Raw genomic sequence first — 23541 nt, forward strand, 5'->3', positions numbered from 1 at the left:
AGAACTGGCGCCGGGAGTGCCGGCGATGAGCGAACTCGCTTTCTTCGCCATCAATCTCGACCGATCGCCGCATCGCTGGGCGGAAATCCAGCGGCTGTTCGGCTCGATGCCTTGGCCGCTCGAACGTGTCGCCGCAGTCGATGTGCGCAACCCCGACGAGGTGCTGGCGGTGCGCGGCCAGAAGCTTGATATGCCGCCCAACGGCATCGGCTGGAATCCGCTGCGCAACCGCATGTTTGCGCTGGTCGAGGAAGCATGTTTTGCCAGCCACATGCTGGCGCTGAAGGCGTTCCTGGAATCCGGCCACGACCACGCGGTGATCCTGGAAGACGACGCGGTACCGCTCGACGGTTTCGCCGAGACGATGCGCCGGCTCCTTGCCAGCGGCATCGCCTTCGACATCGTCAAGATGGAAGGCATCGTCCGCAGCGGCGGCAGGCTGTCCGTGCCGGTGTCCGACCTGGGGGCTGCGAAGCTGGTGCGTTCGCTGCGCCCGTCTTCGGGTGGCGCCGGTTATCTGGTGACGCGCAAGGCTGCCGGGCAACTGCTTGCCAGGGCCGGCAAGCTGGCCGTGCCGGTCGACGATTTCATTTCCAATGCCGGGCTGCATGGCTGCGACGTGATGCACACTTCGCCCTGGCTGATCGCACAGGCCGGTGCCGACACGACGATGGGCGAGCTCAGGACGCCGCACCGCCACGTCAAACGGCGTGACCCATTCCATTTCCTTCAGCAGGGGCTGGTGCGCGGCAGGCTCAGGATCCAGCTCTGGCTCAACGCCATGCATGGTTCGCCGCTGTCGCTGTTCGGGCTCTACATGGCGCCATGGTCGCCCGTCGATGTCGGCCAGCAGATGCGTCGGCTGGCGGTGCAGGCATGATGGCCGCGACCTTGCCCGATGCAGGTTATTCGGCTGTGCCGCTTGCGGCCAAGCTCGGCCTCAAGGACGGCCAGAGCGTGGTCTTCGTGAACCTGCCTGGCGATCTCCGGGGGCTGGCAACTGCCTGCGACTTCGCGGCTGTGGCGCAGACCGACTGGGCAGCCCTTGGCGCAACGGGCGAGCGGCATGACATCGTTCATGCCTTCACCGGCAAGCGCGCCGATCTCGAAGGTCATGTCGAGACATTCAAGAAGATGATCGCGCCCGACGGCGCTGTCTGGATCTCCTGGCCCAAGAAGGCAGCGAAGATCGCCACCGACATCACCGAGGATGTCATTCGCGACGTCGTGCTGCCGACTGGGCTGGTGGACGTAAAGGTCTGTGCCGTGGATGCCGTGTGGAGCGGGCTCAAGCTCGTCATCCGCAAGGAACTGCGTGCCAAGCTGTGAGGAACCGATCGTGGTCGAACTAACACTCCCCAAGAACTCGCAGATCAAGCAGGGCAAGACCTGGCCGAAGCCGGAGGGTGCGACCAATCTGCGCGAGTACCGGATCTACCGCTGGTCGCCCGACGACGGCGAGAACCCGAGCATCGATACCTATTTCGTCGATGTCGACGATTGCGGCCCGATGGTGCTGGACGCGCTGCTTTACATCAAGAACAAGATCGACCCGACGCTGACTTTGCGCCGCTCCTGCCGCGAAGGCATCTGCGGCTCCTGCGCGATGAACATCGACGGCTCGAACACGCTGGCCTGCACCAAGGGCTGCGACGACATTTCGGGCGCGGTGAAGATCTACCCGCTGCCGCACATGCCGGTCGTCAAGGATCTGGTGCCCGACCTCACCAACTTCTACGCCCAGCACCGCTCGATCGAGCCGTGGCTGAAGACGGTATCGCCCGAGCCGGCGAAGGAATGGCTGCAAAGCCATGAGGACCGCCAGAAGCTCGACGGCCTCTATGAATGCATCCTGTGCGCCTGCTGCTCGACCTCGTGCCCGAGCTACTGGTGGAACGGCGATCGCTATCTCGGCCCGGCCGTGCTGCTGCAGGCCTATCGCTGGCTGATCGACTCCAGAGACGAAGCCAAGGGCGAGCGCCTCGACAATCTCGAGGATCCGTTCCGGCTCTATCGCTGCCACACGATCATGAACTGTGCCCAGACCTGCCCCAAGGGTCTGAACCCGGCGAAGGCGATCGCCGAGATCAAGAAGATGATGGTGGAGAGGCGCGTTTAGTTTCGTCGATCGGTTTTGGTTGCGCGCCTGTACCGGCGCGGCAGCCGAAATAAGGAAGATGATGGTTGAACGCCGGGTTTGAGGCGATAGCTGATATGACGGACACGGATCTTCCCCATCTCACCCCGGCCGAAGCGCGCGTGCTCGGCTGTCTGATCGAGAAGAAGGAACTGACGCCTGACGTCTATCCGATGACGTCGAATGCGCTGGTTGCTGCGGCCAATCAGAAGACCTCGCGCGAGCCAGTCATGGCCCTTGAGATGGTCGACATCGTCAGGACGCTTGGCACGTTGCAGTCGAAGGGACTGGCGAAGCAGCAGTTCGCTTCGCGCGTTGAGCGCTACGAACACCAGATGGCGCAGAAATTCTCGCTGACGCGCAACCAGAGCGCGCTGATCGGCATGCTTTTGCTGCGCGGTCCCCAGACCGTCTACGAGTTGCTCGCTCGCACCGAGCGCATGGCGAATTTCGCCGATGCCGACGCCGTGCGCAGCGAGCTCGACATGCTGATCGGCCGCAGGCCTGCGCTGGTCAAGGAAATCGGCCGTGCCCCCGGCCAGCGCGAGGATCGCTTCGCCCATCTCTTGTCAGGCGATGTCGAGGCTGCCGCGATCGTCGCGACGAGCCGAGCACCGAGCGCCTCACCTGTTGTCTCGGAACTCGAGGAACGCGTCCGGCTGCTGGAAGAGGAAGTGGCGGCGCTGAAGGCGCGGCTCGACGCGGTCGGCGCATAGGCCAAGGCGGGAACGATCGACCTTGATCCCTGAGACCTGCTATAGCGCTCGGCTATAGTCGGCGCGTGGGGTGGCAGGTTTGATCGATCGGCATTTTCCAACATCGATGGATCGGACAATTGTAGCCGAGATCGACGGCCGTTTGGCCGACATCAAACGTCATCACAACGTATCGATCCCGTTGGCCGTCGAAAGCGGAAGTCGAGCCTGGGGTTTTCCGTCGCCAGACAGCGACTACGACTGCCGATTCGTGTTTGTCCGGGCAGTCAGCGAGACTTTCACGCTGTTCCCCGAACGCGATGTCATCGAAACGCCGCTCACTCCGATCCTTGACGTCAATGGTTGGGAGCTGTCCAAGGCGCTGAAACTCCTTCTCAAAGGCAATGTGGTGGTGGTCGAGTGGCTGACATCGCCCTTGGTCTATCAGTGCAATTCCGATTTTCGTGCGGCCTTCCTGGAGATTGCCGGCGAAGTGGCGGATCGCAGTCTGACAGCTAGGCACTACTACCACCTTGCGGCGAACCACCTCGATCGCTTCCTGTCTGCCGAGGAGGATGTGCCGCTCAAGAAGCTTTTTTACGCCCTGCGTCCGCTCATGGCGCTGAAGTGGCTGGAAGAGAACCCAAATTCCGTGATTGCGCCGATGAACTTCCCGAGTCTGTGCGCGGGCGTGCCGCTGGAGCTATCGGTCTTGGATACCATCAATGAGTTGATGGCGCGCAAAGCGGAAACGCGCGAACTTGGCAACGGCCCAATACCCCTGCCTATACGTGCGTTTCTGACAGCGGAATTCCCACGAATGCAGTTTTGGAAGGATGGGGTGCAGGAGCGTCGTCCTGGCAGTGAACGACTGCTTGATGCGTTTTGGCGCGAATGGACCCACAGGCTCGCCCCGGGCGAATGACCTGACAGTCTGACGTTGTGAAGGAGAACGGCCCGGTTGCGGAAGCAGCCGGGCCGTCTTTGCTTTGGGCGGTGCCTGCGAGGGCCAGCCCTCATCCGCCTGCCGACACCTTCTCCCCGCCAACGGGGAGAAGGGAGCTAATGGCCTACTTCCTCGCAGCTTCGACGATCTCCCGGGCCATAGCCTCGGCGACGGCGTCGGTGGTGCGGCCTTCGCTGTCGGCGCGCTGGAAGATGGCCGACAGCGTGTCGGCGATGCGGGCGACGCGCGGGGTGACGGTTGCGACGTCGTAGCCGCCATCGCCCATCTCGGCGGCGACGTTGATGACGCCGCCGGCATTGATGACGTAATCGGGGGCATAGAGGATGCCGCGCGTGACGAGGCGCTGCCCGTCCTCGGCGGTAGCCAGCTGGTTGTTGGCGGCGCCGGCGACGATCTTCGCCTTGAGCAGCGGAATGGTGTCGGCAGACAGGATGCCGCCCAGTGCGCAGGGCGCGAAGATGTCGACGTCGGCTGCGATGATCGCATCGCCTGACACGACGGTTGCGCCGAAGGTCTCGGCGGCGCGGGCGGTTCTGACCGCATCGAGATCGCAGACTGTCAGGACGGCACCTTCGGTGTGGAGCTTCTGGCACAGCGACCAGCCCACCGAGCCAAGGCCCTGGACGGCGACGCGGACGCCAGCAAGATCGTCGCTGCCGGTGCGGTGGCGCAGGGCCGCCTTGAGCCCGACGAAAGTGCCTTCGGCGGTGAAGGGCGAGGGGTTGCCGCTGCCGCCTTTGGTGGTGCCGCTGACATTGGGCGCGCGCTCGGCGAGGAAGTCGGCGTCGGCGAGCGTCATGCCGACGTCCTCGGCGGTGATGTACTGGCCCTGAAGCGTGTTAAGCATCTCGGCATAGGCCTCGAGCATGGCCGGCGTCTTTTCGGTTTTGGCGTCGGCGATGATGACCGCCTTGCCGCCGCCGAGCGGCAGGCCGGCGATGGCCGACTTGAAGGTCATGCCGCGCGACAGGCGCAGCGCGTCGATGATGCCGGATTCGAAGCTTGTGTGCGGCCAGATGCGCGTGCCGCCGAGGGCGGGCCCGAGAACGGTGGTGTGGACCGAGACGATCGCGGTCAGCCCGCGTGCCGTGTCGCGACCGAGCCAGACCTGCTCGTGATGGTCGAAGCCTTGGAGATGACGAACGTCTGCGGTGATGTCGGTGATTTCGAGCGTCGTCGCGACCGATGGCTGCGGATGACGCGGTTCAAGGACGTTCAGCATGAGGGTTCCTCCCGGGTGCGCTGGTCCCCTCGAAAGTTAAACATTTTCGGCGATTTTTGGTTTCGAAGACGGGGCGCCGCGCGACTGCCCGTTGCGCGGTGCCGCTTTGCCGCGCAACAAACGCAAAACACGGAGTGCGCGGAAGGAGGGTGGCCGGACGCGGGTCTGCCCCCACGCGCCCGGCCTGCCGGCTGGTCGGAATGCCACTGCCCTGGCACTCCTTGCAGCCAGACTCCGTCAGCCGCCGGCGTTGAGCGCCGGCGTTTCAGGACCTGTCCTTGCGGATCAGGCCTCCGGTTCGCTGTTCTCCTTCGGCTGCCGCTTGTCAGCCGGTTCGGGGAGCTTGCCGCCGAGCGCCATGGGGGCGAGGAAAGCGCGCGGGTTGAAGCCGGCCGCGGCAAGAGCCGCGAGCGTCTTCCAGACTTGCAGGCGGTACATGTCCGTTACCTCGTTCGCTGGACTGACCACTTCGATTCGCGAGCGCAAACTAGACGGGCGAGCAGTGCCGTTCTTGGACTGCGCGGCCCATTCTCAGGGTTTCGGCGGTACGGGCTTGACCTATTCATCCGCGCGAAATAGAAGGAGTGTCTGCCCGCTTTGGTTGTGTATCGTTGAGTAGACCAATGACGAATCCTGACGGGCAGAATGCCTCCTTTCGCGTGCTGACAGACGACCTCCCCGCGCAGGAGCGGCTTGCCGTTCTGCGCGAGGTCTATGGCCGCACCATCCTCAATGCCGATCTCGAGCCGTTGGAAGGTGCGCCCGTCCACATGGACATGCGGGTGCGGCTGCTGCCGGGCGTCGGCATCGCCACCGGCTCGGCGTCGCCGATCAAGGTCGGCATCGGCAAGGAGATGATCGACAATGACGATGTGATCCTGCTCGCCGCTCTGTCGGGCGGCAGCCACATGCAGGTCGGCGGCCAGGACGAAAGCATCCGTCCGGGTTGCGCGATGTTCGTGCCCGGTGGGCGGGTCGGCGCCAATATCACGCGGCCGGGCTTCACCTATGTCAACCTGCGCTTCGACAGGAAAGCGCTGCAGCCGCTGCTCGGCGACGTCTCCGCAATGATGATGCGGCCGATTCCGATCAGCCAAGGGCCGATGCAGTTGTTGATCACCTATGCCACGGCGCTGCAGAAGCTGGACGAGCCGCTGCCGGGCAACATGGCGCGCATGGTGGCGAGCCATCTGCTCGACCTGACCGCGCTGACGCTTGGAGCCGAGCGCGACGCCGAACAGGTGGCGCTGGGGCGTGGGCTGCGAGCCGCCAGGCTGGCGGCAATCAAGTCGGACATTTCGGCGCGCGGCGACCTGCGCGGACTGTCGGCCGAGGCGATCGCGGCCGAGCACAAGCTGTCGCCGCGCTATGTCAGGAAGCTGTTCGAGAGCGAGGGGCTGTCCTTCACCGAATTCGCGCTCGGCCAGAAGCTGAAGCGAGCGCACCGCATGCTGGCCGACCCGCTGTGGGCGCAGCGCAGCATCACCGACATCGCCTATGAGGCGGGCTTCAACGATTTGTCGTACTTCAACCGGGTGTTTCGCCGCCGCTTCGACGCGACGCCGTCCGAGGTGCGGGCGGATGGACTGGCCGCCTGAGGCGGCGAGGGCGCCGATGCCTGACCGGCGCCCAGAGTGTCGTTAGGCGAGGCTGGCGGTCAGCGAAACCTTGATCGCACCGAGCGCCTTGGAAACCGGGCAGTTCTCCTTGGCCTTGGTGGCGAGTTCCTGGAACTTGGCATTGTCGATGCCGGGCACGGTGCCGACAAGCGTCAGCGCGCTCTCGGTGATGCCGGTGCCGGGGATCAGCGTCACCACCGCCTTGGCGTCGAGCTTGTCGGCGGGCGTGCCGTTTTCGGCGAGGAAGTGCGACAGCTGCATGGCGAAGCAGCCGGCGTGGGCGGCGGCGATCAGCTCCTCGGGGTTGGTGCCGGACTTGCCGGTTTCGTCCTCGAAGCGGGCCTTGAACGAATAGGGTTGGCCCTTGATCGCGCCGCTCTGGGTGTCGAGCGTTCCCGAGCCTTCCTTCAGATTGCCTTTCCAGACGGCGTTGGCGCTGTGGTTCATGACGTTCTCCATGATTTCTGACGGGGCCAGGTGCGGCAACCGGGTGAGACTATAGCGCCGCCCGGCGTACCCGCCAGCGTTCCGTCGTCGGGAAAGCAAACATCGCGCGAAAAAAGTCTTGCGCCGAAGTGTCTGCTTGTCTTCGCCAGCTGCGTCCTTGTGGCGTAAGGTCAACCCAGGGAGATCAACCGTGAAATATGCCTGCCTTGTCTATCTCGAAGAAGGCCTGTTCGGGACGCTGTCGCCTGAACAGAAAGAGAAGCTCGACACAGACTCGTTGGCCTATGACAGGCATCTCGAAGCCAAAGGCAAGCTGATCGCGGCCGAGGCGCTGCAGTCGGTGAGGGCGGCGAAGACGGTCACGCGACGCGCCGGCAAGCGGCTGGTGACCGACGGGCCGTTCGCAGAGACCAAGGAACAGCTGATCGGCTTCGTGATGATCGAGGCGACCGACCAGGACGAGGCCCTGGAGATCGCCTCGAACATCCCGCTGGCGGCGATGGGCAAGGTCGAGGTCAGGCCGATCTACGACATTCCCGGTGCTTGATGCTGTAGCTGGCTGGATGGCGAACTGCCGCCGTCAGATCGCCTCGCCCTTGAGCAGGCGCGGGGTTTCGCCTGTCAGGCCTGAGGCCTGGCGGATGAAATAGTCCTTGAGCCGGGGCACGCGGTCGACGAGGCCGAGGCCGATGTCGCGGATGGCACGGACGGGCGCGATGTCATTGGAGAACAGCCGGTTGAGCACGTCGGTGGTGATGCCCATGCGCACGGTGTCGAAGCGGCGCCATTGCTCGTAGCGCTCGAGCACGTCGATCGCGCCGATGTCCTGTCCCAGGCGATCGGCCTCGACGATGGTTTCGGCAAGCGCTGCGGCATCCTTGAAGCCGAGATTGAGGCCTTGGCCGGCGATCGGGTGGATACCGTGGGCGGCGTCGCCGGCAAGCGCGAAGCGGGAAGCGACGAAGGCGCGCGCCAGGGTCAGGCCGAGCGGCCAGGCACGCGGCTTGCCCTCGACGCGGATCTCGCCGAGCTTCAGGCCGAAACGCTGTTCGAGCTCTATCTCGAAGACGAACGGGTCGCCCGCAACCAGCTTGTCGGCGTCCTCGGTGCGTTCGGTCCAGACGATGGAGGAGCGGTTGGTGCCGTCCTTGGTCGGCTTGAGCGGCAGCGTGGCGAAGGGGCCGGCCGGCAGGAAATGCTCCTCGGCGCGGCCGCCATGCGGGCGCTCGTGGATTACGGTGCAGACGATGCCGGACTGGCCGTATTCCCAGCGCACGGTCTTGATGCCGGCCATGTCGCGCAGCCTGGAGTTGACGCCGTCGGCAGCGATGAGAAGGCGCGTGTCGATGCTGATACCGTCGGCGAGATGGACCTTGGCCCCGGCGGTGCCGGCCTCGAAGGCCTGGACGGCGACGCCTTCGATGATGTCGATACCGAGCTCGGCGGCGCGGCGGCGCAGGGCGCCGTTGAGCAGCCGGTTCTCGATCATGTGGGCGAAGGGCTCGCCGGCGCCGATCTCGCCGTCGAAGGTGAGGAACACCGGACGGACCGGATCGGCACTCTTCGAATCGGTGATGATCATGTCGGTGATCGCCTGTGCCTCGGGTGCGATCTCTTCCCAGCAGCCGAGCTGGTCGAGCATGCGGCAGGCAGCAGCCGCGATGGCCGAGGCGCGGCCGTCCTTGCGCCAGACCTCGGCGGGAGCCGCGTCGACGATGGCGATGTGCAGATTGGGTCGTGCCTGCTTGATCGAAACGGCGGTGGCGAGGCCGACATAACCGGCGCCGGCGACGAGCACGTCGAGCTGTGTCGATTTCTTGTCGTCAGATTCGCGCGTGACCATGGCGGCGTCCTTTACGGCTAGGCTTCCCGCCTTGACTCGACGGGGGCTTCCTGCTGGAAACCGGAAATACTTCGTCCCGAAAAGGGGAAAAGCATGCCGGCCGGAATACAAGAGCTTCTCAGCATTCTCAATCTCGAGAAGCTGGAACACAACCTGTTCCGTGGTCGCAGCCCGCAGGTTCAGTGGCAACGCGTGTTTGGCGGCCAGACCATCGCCCAGGCGCTGGTGGCGGCACAGCGCACCGTCGAGCCGGACCGGCACGTGCATTCGCTGCACGGCTACTTCATGCGCCCCGGCGACATCACCGTGCCGATCATCTACGAGGTCGACCGCATCCGCGACGGCGGCAGCTTCACCACGCGGCGCGTGGTGGCGATCCAGCATGGCCACGCGATCTTTTCGCTCGAAGCGTCGTTCCAGGTCGAGGAGCAGGGCTTGGAGTACCAGATGCCGATGCCGCTCGACGTGCCGCCGCCGGAAGAGCTCAAGTCGCAGCGCGAGCTGCTGGCCGAGGCCACCCATGTGCCCGAGCAGATCAGGTTGTTCTGGGCCAAGGAACGGCCGCTGGAGCTGAGGCCGGTCTATGCCGAGCATTATTCCAGCCGTGACAAGCTGCCGCCGCTGCAGAAGGTGTGGATCCGCCTGACCGGCCCGGTGCCGAACGACCGGGCACTGCGCTGTGCGGTGCTTGCCTATCTTTCCGACATGACGCTGCTCGATACGGCAACCTTTGCCCATGGCCGTGGCATCTTCGATCCCGACATCCAGGCGGCGAGTATCGACCACGCGATGTGGTTCCATCGCGAGCATGCGCTCGACGGCTGGCTGCTTTACACCCAGGACAGCCCTTCGACTTCGGGTTCGCGCGGCTTCACGCGCGGCGCGCTCTATGCCCAGGACGGCACGCTGGTCGCTTCGGTGGCACAAGAGGGGCTGATCCGCCTGCGGACAAAGCCTACGAAATAGGCATTTTGGCTATTTTGCACATTTTGTGAGCAGGTGCTTTGCTGCACCTGCGAAGGATGTCGTCTGCGCGCAGCGCATTTTCATTAAATTTCAAATGGTTGGCTTGTGCTGGGGCAAACTGGCATGGAGCTTGAATAGCCTTGGTCACTCACCGGTGGTCTTCGGGTCCGCTGGCGACGTCTGCAACGCGGGGGACCCGCATCAGAAAGGGGTGAAACCTGATGAAAATCGTGATGGCCATCATCAAGCCGTTCAAGCTCGACGAGGTGCGCGAAGCGCTCACCAATGTCGGCATCCAGGGCCTGACCGTCACCGAAGTAAAAGGCTATGGGCGGCAAAAGGGACATACCGAGATCTACCGCGGCGCCGAATATGCCGTGAGCTTCCTGCCCAAGATCAAGATCGAAGTCGCCGTCTCGACCGACCTCGTCGACAAGGCCGTGGAGGCGATCACCGGGGCCGCCAAGACCGGCCAGATCGGCGACGGCAAGATTTTCGTCTTCGGCATCGACCAGGCCGTGCGCATCCGTACCGGCGAAACCGACACCGACGCGCTCTGAGCAGGCCAACCAATTCTCATGGAGACCTCAATGCAAATTCCAACCTCATTGAAGACGGCGGCGCGGACGGCCCTTGTCGGCACGCTCGCACTGACCGCCCTGGGAACGGTCGCAGCCTTCGCCCAGGAAGCCGCACCTGCGGCGGCAGATGCCGCGGCGGCCGCGCCGGCGCCCGCCGACGTCATGGAAAAGGGCGACGTCGCCTGGATGCTGACCTCGTCACTCTTGGTGCTGTTCATGGCACTGCCGGGCCTGGCGCTGTTCTATGGCGGCCTGGTGCGCGCCAAGAACATGCTGTCGGTGCTGATGCAGTGCACGATGATCGTGGCGCTGGTGATCGTGATCTGGACGTTCTGGGGTTACTCGATGGCCTTCGGCGACGCGCCGAGCCCGTATTGGGGCGGCCTCGGCAAGGCATTTTTGGCCGGCGTGACGCCCGAGAGCATGGCGGCGACCTTCACCAAGGGCATCGTCATCCCCGAATACGTCTTCATCGTCTTCCAGATGACCTTTGCCTGCATCACGCCGGCGCTGATCGTCGGCGCCTTTGCCGAACGCATCAAGTTCTCGGCCGTGCTGCTGTTCGTCGCGCTGTGGGTGACGGTCGTCTATTTTCCGATCGCCCACATGGTCTGGGATTCGGATGGCCTGATCTATGGCTGGGGCGCACTTGATTTCGCCGGCGGTACCGTCGTGCACATCAATGCCGGCATCGCCGCCCTGGTCGGCGCCCTGGTGATCGGCAAGCGCACGGGCTACGGCAAGGACAACATGGCCCCGCACTCGATGACGCTGACCATGGTCGGCGCCTCGATCCTGTGGGTCGGCTGGTTCGGCTTCAATGCCGGCTCGAACCTCGAAGCCAATGGCGGTGCGGCACTTGCGATGATCAACACCTTCACCGCCACTGCCGGCGCGATCCTCGCCTGGGTGATCATCGAAGTGGTTGCCCGCGGCAAGGCGTCGATGCTGGGTGCTGCTTCCGGCATGGTTGCCGGCCTCGTCGCGGTGACGCCTGCCGCCGGCTTCGTCGGTCCGGTCGGCGCCATCGCACTCGGCGCCATCGCCTCGGTGATCTGCTACTTCTTCGTGGCGGTGGTGAAGATCAAGCTCGGCTATGACGACTCGCTCGACGTGTTCGGCATCCACGGCGTCGGTGGCATTGTCGGCGCCATCGGCACCGGCGTGTTCAACGCCAAGGCGCTCGGCGGCATCGGCTATGGCGAAATGTCGATCGGCGGCCAGGTCTGGACGCAGTTCCTCGCTGTCTCGGTGACCGTCATCTGGTGCGGCATCGGCTCGCTGGTACTCTACAAGCTGGTCGATCTGCTCGTCGGCCTGCGCCCGACCGTCGAAGCCGAACGCCAGGGCCTCGACCTGACCTCGCATGGTGAAGTGGCCTACCACTCCTGATGCCTGTTGGAGCGCGGTCCTCCCCCTAGGGATCGTGCTCCGGCGCGCGCGGCCGACGCCCTGGCCGCGCAACATCCTCCCTAATCCCGTCGTGGCCGCCCTCAAGGCAGCTGCGCTTTGAGGCCCGGAGCAATCCGGGCCTCCTTTTTTGTCTGGAGTTGTTAGTCGGCCTTGGGCAATGCCGGATCGAGCGGACGCTTGCTCAGGAAATTGCGCAGGTTGCGCGGCGTGCGGGGATAGCTGTCGCCCTCATATTTCGCCGGGTCGCGATAGACGCTCAGTGTCGATGGATCGCGGCGCGTGCCGCGCGGAATGGTGCCCCAGCGGCCGGCGTCGTAGAGGTCGACGAGGAAGGCGTAATCGTAGCGGCAGAAGCGCAGCGCCTTGGCGAGTGCTGCCGGCGACAGGTCGGACGGGCTGGCCTGGCCGCTCGAGACGTGGATGTGCGGCATCGACACATCCTGGCCGACGATCTCGCTGATATAGGCCGCGACCTGGTCGATCTTCTCGAGTTTGAACACCCGGTCGAAGAGGAAAAGGTTGCTGCCGAGAAAGTAGCGCGGCGAGGCGACATGAAAGCGGACGTCGGCGCAGATGCGGCAATAGTCCTCGACCCTGAGGATGAAGGTCTCGAGGTCCGGTTCGAGCGACAGGCCGAGCTCGCGGGCCAGCGGGCTGTCGGCTTCATCTGACGTCAGCAGGCCGGCTTTGACGACGCGGTCGGAATAGGCCGACAGCAGCCGCTCGACCGGGTCCCTGACGATGGTGAAGGGCTTGGCGTCGGCATTGTGCATCGGGCGAAACGGATCGACCAGATTGGTGCCGAGGTGGTGGTGGACGTCGTCGTCGGGATTGTCGAGCGCCTGATGCGCGCCGGCGACCTGCATGAGCAGGTACTTGACGCTGCTGCTGCCACTCTTGGGTACGGGATAGTAGGTGGCGTCGAAGAATCTCAATCCTGTCGGCATCTGGCTCCTGGCTTGAATCCGAGGGGGCAAAGCGACGGAGGTACGTCGCGCGATCCGGGTCGTTACCTGGTCAATCGATTATATGTGTACATGCTAATGTGTCTACCCGATGGCAGCAGGCGTAGCGTCCACCGGGGCCCGAGCCAGCCGGGCCCTTGGCTGGATTCTGGAGTGCCTTGCGCGCCTTCAGGCGAAGAATGCCCGGATGCGCGTCCACATGCTGATCGCTGCCCGGACACGGCGGGCGGCACTTGCACCCCTGACCGCATCGCCGAAATGGCAGTAGCAGACGATGTTGTGCAGCTGCCGGTCGGACAGCTCGAAGAAGCGCTTGGCTGCGCCGTAGCTGTCGTCTTCAAGGCCGGCTGCCCGGAAGGCAGGGTCCTCGAATGCAACGGTAATAGGCGAGCCCGGTACGCGCATGGCGAGCCGTTCGGCGCGCGGCGCGTATTCGGTGCCGGAAAGTGTGCCGAGGCGCCGTTCCGGCTGATCTTCGAGCAGTTGCGCCCAGCGCTCGAGACGCTCGGTACGCGTCATCGGCAGATAGGGGCTGAGCGGCTGGATGTCTGCGAAGGCCTGCAGTTGCTCGATGCTATGGTGCTTCATCGCTGCCTCCATTAGGTTTTCCTAATATGGAAAACTATGGCGCTGCGGTCTCTGCGGCAAGCCTGTTTTGAACCGGAAATGCAAAAACCCCGCCCTGTCTGGACGGGGTTTCTGCGAGCCAGGTCGGGGTCGTTACATCGCCGACGTCATGACGGCGGTCACCTTGGTGGCATCGTCATCGGCAACGGTAATCGATACCTTCATGCCTGCCGCCAGATCGGCGGGAAGTGCCACGTCAGCCGGGACGGTGTAAGTCTTGCCGTCCTCGAGCGTGATCACGCGGGTGTCCTTGTTGAACTCCTTGACCACGCCGTCGGCCGAAGCTGCCCAAGCGGCGCCAGCCATCAAGGCTGCCGCACCCAAAGCCAAAATGAGCTTTCTCATTTCTTTCTCCTCGTTTCTGGTCCCTTCCGGCAGACCCAACGCCACGGAGACAGGATGGTTGCATCAAAAATGCCTATGCCGGGGAGGAGTGACGCGTTGTTTGCCGCCGCTCGCGGAAGCGTCCAAGGGGCTGTTGCGTGAACAATGGCTTAACCTTAATGCCGCCTTAACCTTCGCCCCGATAGTCTGGCAAACGAATCTGCCCGCCATGCGTCCGCATGCGGGCCACGGCATCAATGGACGGGGACGAGGCATGCGTTCTGGGGTTTCCTCACCGCTCGCGCTGACCGAGACGGGGCACGGCATTCAGGCATTCGCGCGACGGCAGGCAGGCCGCGCGGCGGGTCTGGGCCTGTTTGCCTTCGTGGCCTTCGGGCTGGCGGCGCTCGGCACCTGGAATGTCGCCGACCCGAGCTTCAGCCATGCCACCGACAATCCCGTCACCAACGCCATGGGGTATCCGGGTGCGGTGTTCGCCGATCTCGCGATGCAGTTCTTCGGCCTTGCCTCGGTCGCTGCCCTGATGCCGGCGGTGATCTGGGGCGTGCTGTTCGTCACCGCGCGCGGCGTCGACCGCATGCCCAAGCGCGGCCTGGTCTGGTTCGGCTCGGCACTTCTTGGCGCGGCCATTGCCGGCTGTGTCGGCGCACCGCCGACCTGGCCGCTGCCGACCGGCCTCGGTGGCGTGTTCGGCGACATGGTGCTCAAGGTGCCGGGGCTGTTCATCGGCGGCTATCCAACCGGGCTGATCGCCACCGTCATTGGCGTGTTGCTGATTGCGCCGGCGATCTGGCTGTTTGCCTTCGGCGCCGGCCTGCTCAACCGCGAGAACGGCTTTGCAGTGGTCAATCCCAAGCCCAAGCCCGACATGCGCGAGCAGGACTTCGCCAGCTTCGACGACGAGGACGAGGACGAAAACGAGGGCGTGCTGGCGCTTGGCGCCATCGCCCACTGGTGGTTGTCGGCCAGGGCATGGATGCGCCGTCGCGCCGCCAAGCGGCGCGAGCTGGAAGGCTACGACCTGCCGCCGGTCAAGCGCGAGAGCGCCTGGCGGCAGGCGGCCGAGCGCGTCGAATCGGCCGAGCGCGCCGAGCAGCGCGTTACGACAGGCGGCCGCGCCCGCGTCGAACCTGAATTCTTTGCCCAGATGGTGTCGGAGCGGACGGTTTCGATAGACCCCAACGACCAGGATGTCTTCGGTGACGACGACGACATGGACATGCCGCCGGTGTCATCAGAGCGCCGGGGCGCCAATGCCCAGGTGCAGAATTTCCGCTCGCCGGAGGCTGGATCTCCCGCCGTGCGTGTCGCAGCACCTGCCCCCCGGCCGGCACCAGGAGCCCGTGTCCAGCGCGAGGCCCAGACCACGCTGATCGGCACCGAGACATTCGAGATGCCGTCGCTGCATTTCCTGGCCGAGCCCAAGAACGTCGTGCGTGACGCCTCGCTTTCCAAGGATGCGCTGGAACAGAATGCGCGGCTGCTGGAAGGCGTGCTCGAAGATTTCGGCGTCAAGGGCGAGATCATCCATGTCCGTCCCGGCCCCGTCGTCACGCTCTACGAACTGGAGCCGGCGCCCGGTATCAAGTCGAGTCGCGTCATCGGCCTCGCCGACGACATCGCCCGCTCGATGAGCGCGATTGCCGCCCGCGTCGCGGTGGTGCCGGGGCGCAATGCGATCGGCATCGAACTGCCGAACGCCAAGCGCGAAACCGTCTATCTCCGCGAGATTCTGGCGAGCCGCGACTTCGAGACGACCAAGTCGAAGCTGGCGCTGGCACTTGGCAAGACGATCAATGGCGAGGCCGTCATCGTCGACATCGCCAAGATGCCGCACGTGCTGGTCGCCGGTACCACCGGCTCGGGCAAGTCGGTCGCCATCAACACCATGATCCTGTCCTTGCTCTATCGGATGACGCCGCAGGAATGCCGCCTGATCATGATCGATCCGAAGATGCTGGAACTGTCGGTCTATGACGGCATCCCACATCTTCTGACCCCTGTCGTCACCGATCCAAAGAAGGCCGTGGTGGCGCTGAAATGGACGGTGCGGGAGATGGAAGACCGCTACCGCAAGATGTCCAAGGTCGGTGTGCGCAACATCGACGGCTTCAACGCGCGCGTTAGCCAGGCGGAAAAGAAGGGCGAGCAGATCTCGCGCACGGTGCAGACCGGCTTCGACCGTCAGACCGGCGAGGCGATCTACGAAACCGAAAATCTCGATCTGGCGCCGCTGCCCTACATCGTAGTCATCATCGACGAAATGGCCGACCTGATGATGGTCGCCGGCAAGGACATCGAAGGTGCGGTCCAGCGCCTGGCGCAGATGGCGCGCGCGGCCGGCATCCACGTGATCATGGCGACCCAGCGTCCGTCGGTCGACGTCATCACAGGCACCATCAAGGCCAACTTCCCGACCCGCATATCGTTCCAGGTGACGTCGAAGATCGACAGTCGCACCATTCTCGGCGAGCAGGGCGCCGAACAGCTGCTCGGCATGGGCGACATGCTCTATATGGCCGGCGGCGGCCGCATCCAGCGCGTCCATGGCCCGTTCGTCGCCGACGACGAGGTCGAGAAGGTTGTTGCCCATCTCAAGCTGCAGGGCGTGCCGGAATATCTCGACGCCATCACCGAGGATGACGGCGAGGACGAGGACGAGCCGTCGGGCAAGGGCGGCGGTAATGGCGGTGGCGGCAATTTCGAGGATTCGGACGATCCCTACGACCAGGCGGTATCGGTGGTGCTGCGTGACGGCAAGGCGTCGACCAGCTACATCCAGCGCCGCCTCGGCATCGGCTACAACCGCGCGGCGTCGATCATCGAGCGGATGGAGCAGGAGGGCATCGTCGGTCCGGCAAATCATGCCGGCAAGCGCGAGATTCTGGTGCCGACGGAAGACGACAAGATGTAGGATCGGGGAACTGGCGATCACGTTTTCGCGTTCAGTGCGCGAGGCCGTGAACCATGTCAAACTTCAGCCCTACTAAGTGCCGATACAACCGTCGAACTTGAATGAGAGAGTAACCGGCATGAACGATATCCGCACTCCGACCCGCCGACGCCTGCTCGGCTTCGCGGCCGCGATCGCGCTGACCGCGACGCCGCTGGTGGCCTTCAATGGCCCGGTACAGGCACAAGGCTCCGATGCCGCCCAGCGCATCGCCGATCATTTCTCGAGCGTGCGCTCGATGTCGGGCGAGTTCGTGCAGTTTGGTCCGCGCGGCGAACAGACCGGCGGCAAGTTCTTCCTGCAGCGTCCGGGAAAGATCCGCTTCAACTACGAGGCACCGTCGAACTTCAAGGTGATTTCCGACGGCCAGTCGGTGGTCATCCTCAACTCGAAGATGCGCACCTCCGACCTCTATCCGCTGTCGAAAACGCCGCTGAAGCTTTTGCTCGACGAGCGCATCGACCTCAGCGGCAACAAGGTCAAGAGCGTCACCGAAGAGGACGACCTGACCACCATCAAGCTGTCGGACAAGCAGGTCTTCGGCAATTCGACCATCACCATGATGTTCGACCCCAAGACCTACGAACTGCGCCAGTGGACGATCACCGACGCCCAGGGCAAGGACACCACCGTCATGGTGTTCAACGTCAAGCAGGGCGGTTCCTTCCCGGGCGATACGTTCAAGATCGACTACAAGCTCAATCGCGAGCTGAACGCGCAGAAGAAGGGCGACTAACAGGCTGCCCGCCAACTCTACCTTGCCGGCCATCTGGCGCGGCAAGCTAGGTGCGCGGCCTCATTCGCTGGACTGCCCGGCTTAGTTGTGGACATCGGCGGCACGGGCGCCGCATCGGGCATCGTGCCTTGTCATCGCAGGTCCGTGCTGGCAGGTTCCGCCGCAACCTGTTGCCGGAACCTGCCATGCCCTTTTCCATCGCCACCTGGAACATCAACTCCGTGCGCCTGCGCATGCCGCTGGTCGAGCGGCTGCTGAGCGAGCAGGCGCCTGACGTTTTGTGCCTGCAGGAAACCAAGTGTCCCGACGACCAGTTTCCCTCGGCGGCGTTCCGCAAGGCAGGCTACGAGCACATCGCCTTCCATGGCCAGAAGGGCTACCACGGCGTTGCCACTGTGGCGCGGCGGCCGCTGGAGATCGTGGAGAAGCGGCGGTTCTGCGAGATCGACGACAGTCGGCATTTGTCGGTGCGCTTCGAGGCCGGCGGCAAGAAGGTGACGCTGCACAATTTCTACGTTCCGGCCGGCGGCGACGAGCCGGATGTCGAGATCAATCCGAAGTTCCGCCACAAGCTCGGCTTCGTTTCGGAGATGAACGCCATCCGCGCCGACCATGACGAAGGTTCGGCTTCGGTGCTGGTCGGCGACCTCAACATCGCGCCATTGGAGCACGACGTCTGGTCGCACAAGCAACTGCTCAACGTCGTCAGCCACACGCCGGTCGAGACCGAGAGTTTCGAGGCGATGCGCAAGGCCGGCGAATGGGTCGATCTGATGCGGCTCAACGTGCCCGACGACCAGAAGATCTACACTTGGTGGAGCTATCGGGCGAAGGACTGGGAGACCTCCAACCGCGGCCGACGGCTCGATCACGTCTGGTCCTCGGCCAATCTTGCGCCCAAGCTTGCCGGCATCGACATCCTGAGCGCCGCCCGCGGCTGGGAACGGCCGTCGGATCATGTGCCAGTCATAGCGCGCTTCGACCTCGACTGAGGGATTCTGGTGAGGCCGGCCTGCAAGTGGCGGCTTTCTGCGCTTCCGGTGCTCACGGATCTGAATGTCCGCTCCGCTCCGGTCCTCGAAATACATCATTTTTCGGCTCGGCCTGGCCCGATCCGGCCGTGCCCAGCTGGCCGAAATGAATTGACGGCTGGCCGACTACTTCCCGAATCGCGGCGCCATGCTTTCGATGCGGGCGATCATGTCCTGGAGGTCTTCGAGGATGTGCTGGTGCAGCCGCTCTGCGAGTTCGGGGTATTCCTCGAGGATGCGGTGGAACATTTTGCGGTTTAGCCGGATGATTTCCGAATCGATGGCGGCAGCGGCACTGGTCAGGCGCCTGGTGTCGGCGATGAGGGCGAGCTCGCCAAGCATCGAGCCGGGCCCGGCGGAGCCAAGATCGGCGCGCACGCCGTCGGTCTCGCGGTAAAGCGCAATACGTCCCGATATCACGACATAGGCCGAATCGGCCTCGTCGTCCTCGCGGTAGAGCTTGCGATCGGCGGGGAGGTTCACATTCTCCGCACCGAAGGCCAGCAAACGCAGCTGTTCTTGTGTGAAGCCCTCAAACAGCCTCACGCCGGACAGGATGCGGATGTCGTCATCCAGCGCCATTATGTCCCCGACTTCTCAGACTGGCTCCCCTCCCGTTGTTAGCCGGTTCCCCGTTCCAAACTAACAACATATTCCGCTTATCCCCCCGAAAACCAAAGCTGATTTTGGGGCGATTCAGCAAACCAGTCAGGGGACCAGCTTGTATCCGCCGCTTTCTGTCACAAGAATTTCAGCATTGGAAGGATCGCGCTCGATCTTCTGGCGCAGCCGGTAGACATGGGTTTCCAGCGTGTGCGTCGTGACCCCCGAATTGTAGCCCCAGACTTCCTCGAGAAGGACGTCGCGGGTGACCACTTTCTGGTCGGCACGGTAGAGATATTTGATGATCGAGGCTTCCTTTTCGGTCAGCCTGACCTTGCCGCCGCGGGCGTCGATGAGAAGCTTCTGGCTCGGCTTGAACGTGTAGGGCCCGACCGAGAAGGTGGCGTCCTCACTTTGCTCGTGCTGGCGCAGCTGGGCGCGGATGCGGGCGAGCAGGACGGCGAAGCGGAACGGCTTGGTGACATAGTCGTTGGCGCCGGCTTCGAGGCCGAGGATGGTGTCGGAATCGGTGTCGTGGCCGGTCAGCATGATGATCGGCGCCTTGTAGCCGCCCTTGCGCAGGATCTTGACCGCCTCGCGCCCATCCATGTCGGGCAGGCCGACATCCATGATCAGCAGGTCTATGAGGCCGGCGCGCGCCGCGTTGACGCCCTTGGCCGCCGTCGCTTCCTCAAGGACTTCGAACTCCTCGTAAAGCGCCAGCTGTTCGACCAATGTGCTGCGCAGATCGTCGTCATCGTCGACGATGAGGATGGTGCGTGAGGTCATGGATCAATCCGTTGTTTCAAAATCAGTATTCAGTTGACCGCGGCAATCGAATGCGGAAGCTGATCGCCACAACTTTCAGCGGTAGTGATTTGTTCCGCAAGGCGATCATACAAGAAAAATCAAAGGCGTAATTGGGGCGGGTGCATTTTTGCGAAATGGCATTTCGACAATCGTCGTGCGGGCCAAGCCCGGCGACCCGACCAAGGGGCTGATGCAGGTCGGCGGGCTGGTGTTTCCCTGCGCGCTGGGGCGCGGCGGCATCACCGCGAGCAAGCGCGAGGGCGACGGCGGCACGCCGCTGGCGTCGATGCGGCTGTTGATGGGCTATTTCCGCCGCGACCAGTTCGTGGCGGGGCAGAGCCGCCTGCCTATGAGCCCGATCGGCGCCGATCTCGGCTGGTGCGAGGTGCCGGACAACCGCAACTACAACAGGCCGGTGAAGATACCTTACGGCGCCAGCCATGAGCGGATGAAGCGCGACGACAACCTCTACGATGCTTGCCTGGTGCTCGACTGGAACATCCGGCCCCGCCGGCGCGGGCGCGGGAGCGCTATCTTCTTCCACCTGGCGCGGCCGGGTTTCACGCCGACGCAAGGCTGCGTCGCGGTCACGGCGCAGGTGATGGCGCGGCTTCTGCCGCAACTGTCGCGCCGGACCGTGCTGAAGGTGGTGCGCTAGTCACTGCACAGAAAGCGGCCCGAAGATCGGGAGACATGATCCTCGGGCCGAGCGTGCTCCCAGAGTGAGCTTGGGAGATGGGAATCAGTGACGGTTCAGGCGGCGGGGCTGCTGCCAGCCGATGTCGAGCAGGCCGAGACGGCCGAGATCCGCATCGACGGCCCTGGCGATATCCTTTTGGGCGATACCGGTGTCGCGGCGATAATGGTCCGACAGCTCGGCCGCATCCTGCGGCGCCGGCACGTTGAGTGCTGCCCGCATCTGGCGAAGCCAGTCGAAAACCGGCTGCAGCCGCGACGGCTGGACAAAGGTGGTTCTCAAGACAGCGGTGGACATGGTCATTTCCGTTTCGTCCGGACATCAAATCCGGTTTGACATTGGTTGAACTGGGCTCATGATGCAGTGCTGAAAGGCAAAAGAGAAACGAGTAGTTCTTTCTCGACCATCAAACCAAATTTGAAGATCCGGCAATGCGCTTCGTACCTGGGACACGTGCTTTGCGAACGCTGGCGGCCGCAGGCAAGCATCTGAATTTCACCCGCGCCGCCGACGAGCTCGGCCTGACGCCGGCTGCGGTCAGCCACCAGATCAAGGAAATCGAGGACCAGCTCGGCGTCACCCTGTTCACCCGCACCAGTCGGAGCATCAGGCTGACCGAGGCAGGATCGGCGCTGGTCGACGCTTCGGTCGATGCGCTCGACGTGCTCAACCGCGCGGTGTCGCGGGCGCGCAAGCTCAGCCGCGGCACGGCGCTGCTCAAGGTGACGCTCGACGCGCAATTCGCCTCGAAATGGCTGATGCGACGCATCGACGGGTTCCGCAAGCTGCATGCCGACATCGAGCTGCGTTTCGACATCAGCTACGAGGTGCGCGACTTCGACCTCGACGATGTCGATGTGGCGATCCGCTTCGGCATGGGCAAGTATCCCGGCCTGCGCGCCGACCGGCTGTTCGACAACATGATCATCCCGGTGTGCAGCCCGCGGCTCCTGGCATCCGGGCCGCCGCTCAAGGTGCCGCGCGACCTGTTCCACCACACACTGGTGCATATCGAGTGGTCGCAGCAGGGCGTGACCTGGCCGAACTGGCGGATGTGGATGGCAGCTGCCGGCGTCGACGATTTCGACGACAGCCGCGCCATCGTCTTCACCACCTCGTCGGACGCGGTACAGGCGGCGATCGACGGCAGCGTCGTGGCGCTTGCCGATTTCGCCATGGTCGCCAACGACCTGTCGGAGGGGCGGCTGGTCCGGCCATTCGACCTGGGCATCCGGGTGTCGCGTGAGTTCGCCTATTTCCTGGTCTATCCCAAGACGTCGGAGGGCGACCCGCGCATCGGGGCGTTCCGAGACTGGATCATCGAGGAGGCGGCGAAGACGGAGATTTGAGTGCGTCGATTCACGTCATCCCGGAAACCGGAGCGCAGCGTAGGGTTATCCGGACCCGATCGCCCGGGATGACGATCGCAGGGAGCTCGGTTCAGGCAAATCGCCAGACGGTGGTGCGCTTGACCTCGGCGTCCTCGAGGGCGCGGGTGACCGGCACCTCGTAGGTGGCGAGCTTTTGCAGCCGGTCCTTGGGTAGGTAGGAGCGGCCGGGGTCGCCGACGAGCACGTCGGCGCCGCGGGACCGAAGCGCTTCGAACCACGGCACGAGCCGGTCGGCGAAAGGCTTTTCGTAAAAGACGTCGCCGGCGAGGACGACATCCCAGCCGTCGTCGCGCCCGACCTGGTCGGCGCCGAGGAAGCCGACCTCAACGGCATTGGCCTCGGCATTCAGCCGGATCGCCGTCTCGCAGAACGGGTCGATGTCGGCGCCTGTAAGGTTTGCAGCCCCCGCCTTCATCGCAGCGATGGCGACGAGACCCGAGCCGGAGGCAAAGTCGAGCACGCGCTTGCCGGCAACAGTCTTGGGGTGATCGAGTACGTAGCGCGCCAGACCCTGGCCGCCTGCCCAGGCGAAGGCCCAGAAGGGCGGCGGCAGGCCGATCTCGGACAGCTCTTCCTCGGTACGGTGCCAGAGGTCATGCGCTTCGTCGGCGAGATGGAGCGCGACTTCGGGCACATGCGGCGGCCGCATCAGCGCCGTGTTGGCGCGGATGAAGCTTGCGGCACCCTCTGATGTCAGGTGTGTCGGGGAAGCCGTCGTCACGGCGCCTTGTCGAGCCCGGCCATGCGGCAGACTTCCTGCCACTCGTCAGCGGTCACCGGCTGGACCGACAGGCGCATCGAGGTGACAAGCGCCATCTTTTCGAGCTTCGGATTGGCCTTGACGTCTGCAAGGGTCACCGGCTTGGGGACCGGGCTGTGGTAGCGGATGTCGACGCACTCCCAACGCGGGTCTTCAGTCGTTGTGTCATGATGGGCGAGCGCGCAGACCTCGGCGATGCCGACGACTTCGAGCCCCTCATTGGAGTGGTAGAAAAAGCCGAGGTCGCCGATCTGCATGGCGCGCATGTTGTTGCGGGCGAGGTAGTTGCGCACGCCGTCCCACTGCGTGCCTTCCTTGCCCTTGGCCTTCAGCATCTCGAAGGAGAATTTGAACGGCTCGGATTTGAACAGCCAGTATTTCTTCTCGCTCATCTCGTCCCCTCTTGGCTTGTGGTCAGGCGCTGGCCGGGTTGTTGAAGACCCAGTTCCACGGCCGGATCTGGACGCTCTCGAACAGGCCGGCCTTGGCGTAGGGGTCGGTGCCGGCGACTGCCTGGGCAGCCTCCGCGTCAGCGGCTTCGATGACGACGAGCGAACCATCCGGCTTGCCGTCGGCATCAAGGAAGGGGCCGGCGAATTTCAGCGCGCCCTTGGCGTTGAGGTCGTTGAGGAAGGCGACATGGTCGGGCCGTGCGTCGAGGCGGACCTGGAGATGGTTCGGCTTGTCTTTGCAGATCAGTGCGAAAAGCATGTTGTCCCTCTCGATTTGGACG

At 64.1% G+C, this 23541-nt stretch carries 28 protein-coding genes; 15 read left to right on the forward strand and 13 right to left on the reverse strand.

Translation table 11 applies throughout. The annotated features are described in order from the left end of the window. Positions 1-25 precede the first annotated feature (25 nt). The 5 genes from H5P29_RS05670 to H5P29_RS05690 all read left to right on the forward strand — a co-directional run bounded on the left by H5P29_RS05670 (position 26) and on the right by H5P29_RS05690 (position 3757). Positions 26-880 (forward strand): glycosyltransferase family 25 protein, encoded by an 855-nt coding sequence (locus H5P29_RS05670; protein WP_067956119.1) that lies wholly within the window; start codon positions 26-28, stop codon positions 878-880. After that, a complete protein-coding gene (locus tag H5P29_RS05675) occupies positions 880-1329 on the forward strand; it encodes a DUF3052 family protein (protein WP_067956121.1) in 450 nt (149 codons plus the stop codon). The genes H5P29_RS05670 and H5P29_RS05675 overlap by 1 nt, the downstream gene beginning before the upstream one ends. A gap of 10 nt (positions 1330-1339) precedes the next feature. Then, a complete protein-coding gene (locus H5P29_RS05680) occupies positions 1340-2119 on the forward strand; it encodes a succinate dehydrogenase iron-sulfur subunit (protein ID WP_067956123.1) in 780 nt (259 codons plus the stop codon). 95 nt (positions 2120-2214) lie between these two features. Beyond that, a complete protein-coding gene (locus tag H5P29_RS05685; protein ID WP_067956125.1) occupies positions 2215-2853 on the forward strand; it encodes a YceH family protein in 639 nt (212 codons plus the stop codon). A 70-nt stretch (positions 2854-2923) separates the two neighbouring features. Continuing rightward, positions 2924-3757, forward strand: coding sequence for a nucleotidyltransferase domain-containing protein (locus H5P29_RS05690; RefSeq protein ID WP_154386731.1), 834 nt, complete (start codon positions 2924-2926; stop codon positions 3755-3757). Positions 3758-3902: 145 nt separating this feature from the next. Here H5P29_RS05690 and H5P29_RS05695 read toward each other — a convergent pair whose 3' ends face one another. Both H5P29_RS05695 and H5P29_RS05700 read right to left on the reverse strand, forming a co-directional pair. After that, positions 3903-5021: a Glu/Leu/Phe/Val dehydrogenase gene (locus tag H5P29_RS05695; RefSeq protein WP_154386730.1), complete on the reverse strand. Its 1119-nt coding sequence runs from the start codon at positions 5019-5021 to the stop codon at positions 3903-3905. A 285-nt stretch (positions 5022-5306) separates the two neighbouring features. After that, positions 5307-5459 carry a hypothetical protein gene (locus tag H5P29_RS05700; protein WP_169808298.1) on the reverse strand — a complete coding sequence of 51 codons (153 nt, stop codon included), beginning with the start codon at positions 5457-5459 and terminating at the stop codon, positions 5307-5309. A gap of 185 nt (positions 5460-5644) precedes the next feature. Here H5P29_RS05700 and H5P29_RS05705 point away from each other — a divergent pair, with 185 nt between their 5' ends. After that, on the forward strand, positions 5645-6619 hold the full coding sequence (locus tag H5P29_RS05705) for a helix-turn-helix domain-containing protein (RefSeq protein ID WP_154386729.1): 975 nt from the start codon (positions 5645-5647) through the stop codon (positions 6617-6619). A gap of 42 nt (positions 6620-6661) precedes the next feature. On the opposite strand, the gene H5P29_RS05710 is transcribed toward H5P29_RS05705, so the two are convergent. Then, complete coding sequence (locus H5P29_RS05710) at positions 6662-7087, reverse strand: OsmC family protein (RefSeq protein WP_154386728.1); 426 nt, start codon at positions 7085-7087, stop codon at positions 6662-6664. A 190-nt stretch (positions 7088-7277) separates the two neighbouring features. Here H5P29_RS05710 and H5P29_RS05715 point away from each other — a divergent pair, with 190 nt between their 5' ends. Then, a complete protein-coding gene (locus H5P29_RS05715; RefSeq protein ID WP_067956131.1) occupies positions 7278-7634 on the forward strand; it encodes a YciI family protein in 357 nt (118 codons plus the stop codon). A 33-nt stretch (positions 7635-7667) separates the two neighbouring features. On the opposite strand, the gene H5P29_RS05720 is transcribed toward H5P29_RS05715, so the two are convergent. After that, positions 7668-8930 carry a ubiquinone biosynthesis hydroxylase gene (locus H5P29_RS05720; RefSeq protein WP_154386727.1) on the reverse strand — a complete coding sequence of 421 codons (1263 nt, stop codon included), beginning with the start codon at positions 8928-8930 and terminating at the stop codon, positions 7668-7670. Between the two features lie 93 nt (positions 8931-9023). Here H5P29_RS05720 and H5P29_RS05725 point away from each other — a divergent pair, with 93 nt between their 5' ends. The 3 genes from H5P29_RS05725 (at position 9024) to H5P29_RS05735 (ending at position 11869) form a co-directional block, all read left to right on the forward strand. Further along, the gene (locus tag H5P29_RS05725; RefSeq protein WP_067956138.1) at positions 9024-9896 is read left to right on the forward strand and encodes an acyl-CoA thioesterase II; all 873 of its coding nucleotides are present in this window, start codon (positions 9024-9026) and stop codon (positions 9894-9896) included. A gap of 221 nt (positions 9897-10117) precedes the next feature. Then, positions 10118-10456 (forward strand): P-II family nitrogen regulator, encoded by a 339-nt coding sequence (locus H5P29_RS05730; protein ID WP_055975214.1) that lies wholly within the window; start codon positions 10118-10120, stop codon positions 10454-10456. 30 nt (positions 10457-10486) lie between these two features. Beyond that, positions 10487-11869: an ammonium transporter gene (locus tag H5P29_RS05735; RefSeq protein WP_154386726.1), complete on the forward strand. Its 1383-nt coding sequence runs from the start codon at positions 10487-10489 to the stop codon at positions 11867-11869. A gap of 161 nt (positions 11870-12030) precedes the next feature. Here H5P29_RS05735 and H5P29_RS05740 read toward each other — a convergent pair whose 3' ends face one another. The 3 genes from H5P29_RS05740 to H5P29_RS05750 form a co-directional block, all read right to left on the reverse strand. Continuing rightward, positions 12031-12837, reverse strand: coding sequence for a sulfotransferase family 2 domain-containing protein (locus tag H5P29_RS05740; protein ID WP_067956139.1), 807 nt, complete (start codon positions 12835-12837; stop codon positions 12031-12033). 186 nt (positions 12838-13023) lie between these two features. Next, positions 13024-13443, reverse strand: coding sequence for a hypothetical protein (locus tag H5P29_RS05745; RefSeq protein ID WP_067965950.1), 420 nt, complete (start codon positions 13441-13443; stop codon positions 13024-13026). A 132-nt stretch (positions 13444-13575) separates the two neighbouring features. After that, a complete protein-coding gene (locus H5P29_RS05750; protein ID WP_083948380.1) occupies positions 13576-13827 on the reverse strand; it encodes a DUF1344 domain-containing protein in 252 nt (83 codons plus the stop codon). 253 nt (positions 13828-14080) lie between these two features. On the opposite strand from H5P29_RS05750, the gene H5P29_RS05755 reads away from it, so the two are divergent. The 3 genes from H5P29_RS05755 (at position 14081) to H5P29_RS05765 (ending at position 18508) form a co-directional block, all read left to right on the forward strand. Beyond that, positions 14081-16741, forward strand: coding sequence for a DNA translocase FtsK (locus H5P29_RS05755; protein WP_067956141.1), 2661 nt, complete (start codon positions 14081-14083; stop codon positions 16739-16741). Positions 16742-16859: 118 nt separating this feature from the next. Then, complete coding sequence (locus tag H5P29_RS05760) at positions 16860-17516, forward strand: outer membrane lipoprotein carrier protein LolA (RefSeq protein WP_067956142.1); 657 nt, start codon at positions 16860-16862, stop codon at positions 17514-17516. A 185-nt stretch (positions 17517-17701) separates the two neighbouring features. Then, a complete protein-coding gene (locus H5P29_RS05765) occupies positions 17702-18508 on the forward strand; it encodes an exodeoxyribonuclease III (RefSeq protein WP_067965952.1) in 807 nt (268 codons plus the stop codon). Between the two features lie 165 nt (positions 18509-18673). On the opposite strand, the gene H5P29_RS05770 is transcribed toward H5P29_RS05765, so the two are convergent. Then, positions 18674-19129, reverse strand: a complete 456-nt coding sequence (locus H5P29_RS05770; RefSeq protein WP_067956143.1) for a cyclic nucleotide-binding domain-containing protein — start codon at positions 19127-19129, stop codon at positions 18674-18676. A gap of 126 nt (positions 19130-19255) precedes the next feature. Next, the gene (locus H5P29_RS05775; protein WP_067956144.1) at positions 19256-19939 is read right to left on the reverse strand and encodes a response regulator transcription factor; all 684 of its coding nucleotides are present in this window, start codon (positions 19937-19939) and stop codon (positions 19256-19258) included. Between the two features lie 211 nt (positions 19940-20150). On the opposite strand from H5P29_RS05775, the gene H5P29_RS05780 reads away from it, so the two are divergent. Beyond that, positions 20151-20618 (forward strand): L,D-transpeptidase, encoded by a 468-nt coding sequence (locus H5P29_RS05780; protein WP_154386771.1) that lies wholly within the window; start codon positions 20151-20153, stop codon positions 20616-20618. Between the two features lie 84 nt (positions 20619-20702). Here H5P29_RS05780 and H5P29_RS05785 read toward each other — a convergent pair whose 3' ends face one another. Continuing rightward, a complete protein-coding gene (locus H5P29_RS05785) occupies positions 20703-20954 on the reverse strand; it encodes a hypothetical protein (protein ID WP_246670868.1) in 252 nt (83 codons plus the stop codon). Positions 20955-21088: 134 nt separating this feature from the next. Between H5P29_RS05785 and gcvA the strand changes: the two genes are divergently transcribed. Further along, entirely contained in the window at positions 21089-22006 is a 918-nt protein-coding gene (gene gcvA, locus H5P29_RS05790; protein WP_067956146.1) for a transcriptional regulator GcvA, read from the forward strand. Between the two features lie 91 nt (positions 22007-22097). Here the strand turns inward: gcvA and H5P29_RS05795 are convergent, their stop codons facing one another. From H5P29_RS05795 to H5P29_RS05805, 3 genes are all read right to left on the reverse strand, one after another. After that, positions 22098-22697 (reverse strand): methyltransferase, encoded by a 600-nt coding sequence (locus H5P29_RS05795; protein WP_154386770.1) that lies wholly within the window; start codon positions 22695-22697, stop codon positions 22098-22100. Positions 22698-22765: 68 nt separating this feature from the next. Further along, on the reverse strand, positions 22766-23200 hold the full coding sequence (locus H5P29_RS05800) for an EVE domain-containing protein (RefSeq protein ID WP_154386725.1): 435 nt from the start codon (positions 23198-23200) through the stop codon (positions 22766-22768). 22 nt (positions 23201-23222) lie between these two features. Beyond that, the gene (locus H5P29_RS05805) at positions 23223-23519 is read right to left on the reverse strand and encodes a YciI-like protein (protein WP_154386724.1); all 297 of its coding nucleotides are present in this window, start codon (positions 23517-23519) and stop codon (positions 23223-23225) included. Positions 23520-23541: the final 22 nt, after the last annotated feature.

Origin of the sequence: Aminobacter sp. MDW-2, assembly GCF_014250155.1 — a bacterium.
GTDB classification, from domain to species: Bacteria; Pseudomonadota; Alphaproteobacteria; order Rhizobiales; family Rhizobiaceae; genus Aminobacter; species Aminobacter ciceronei.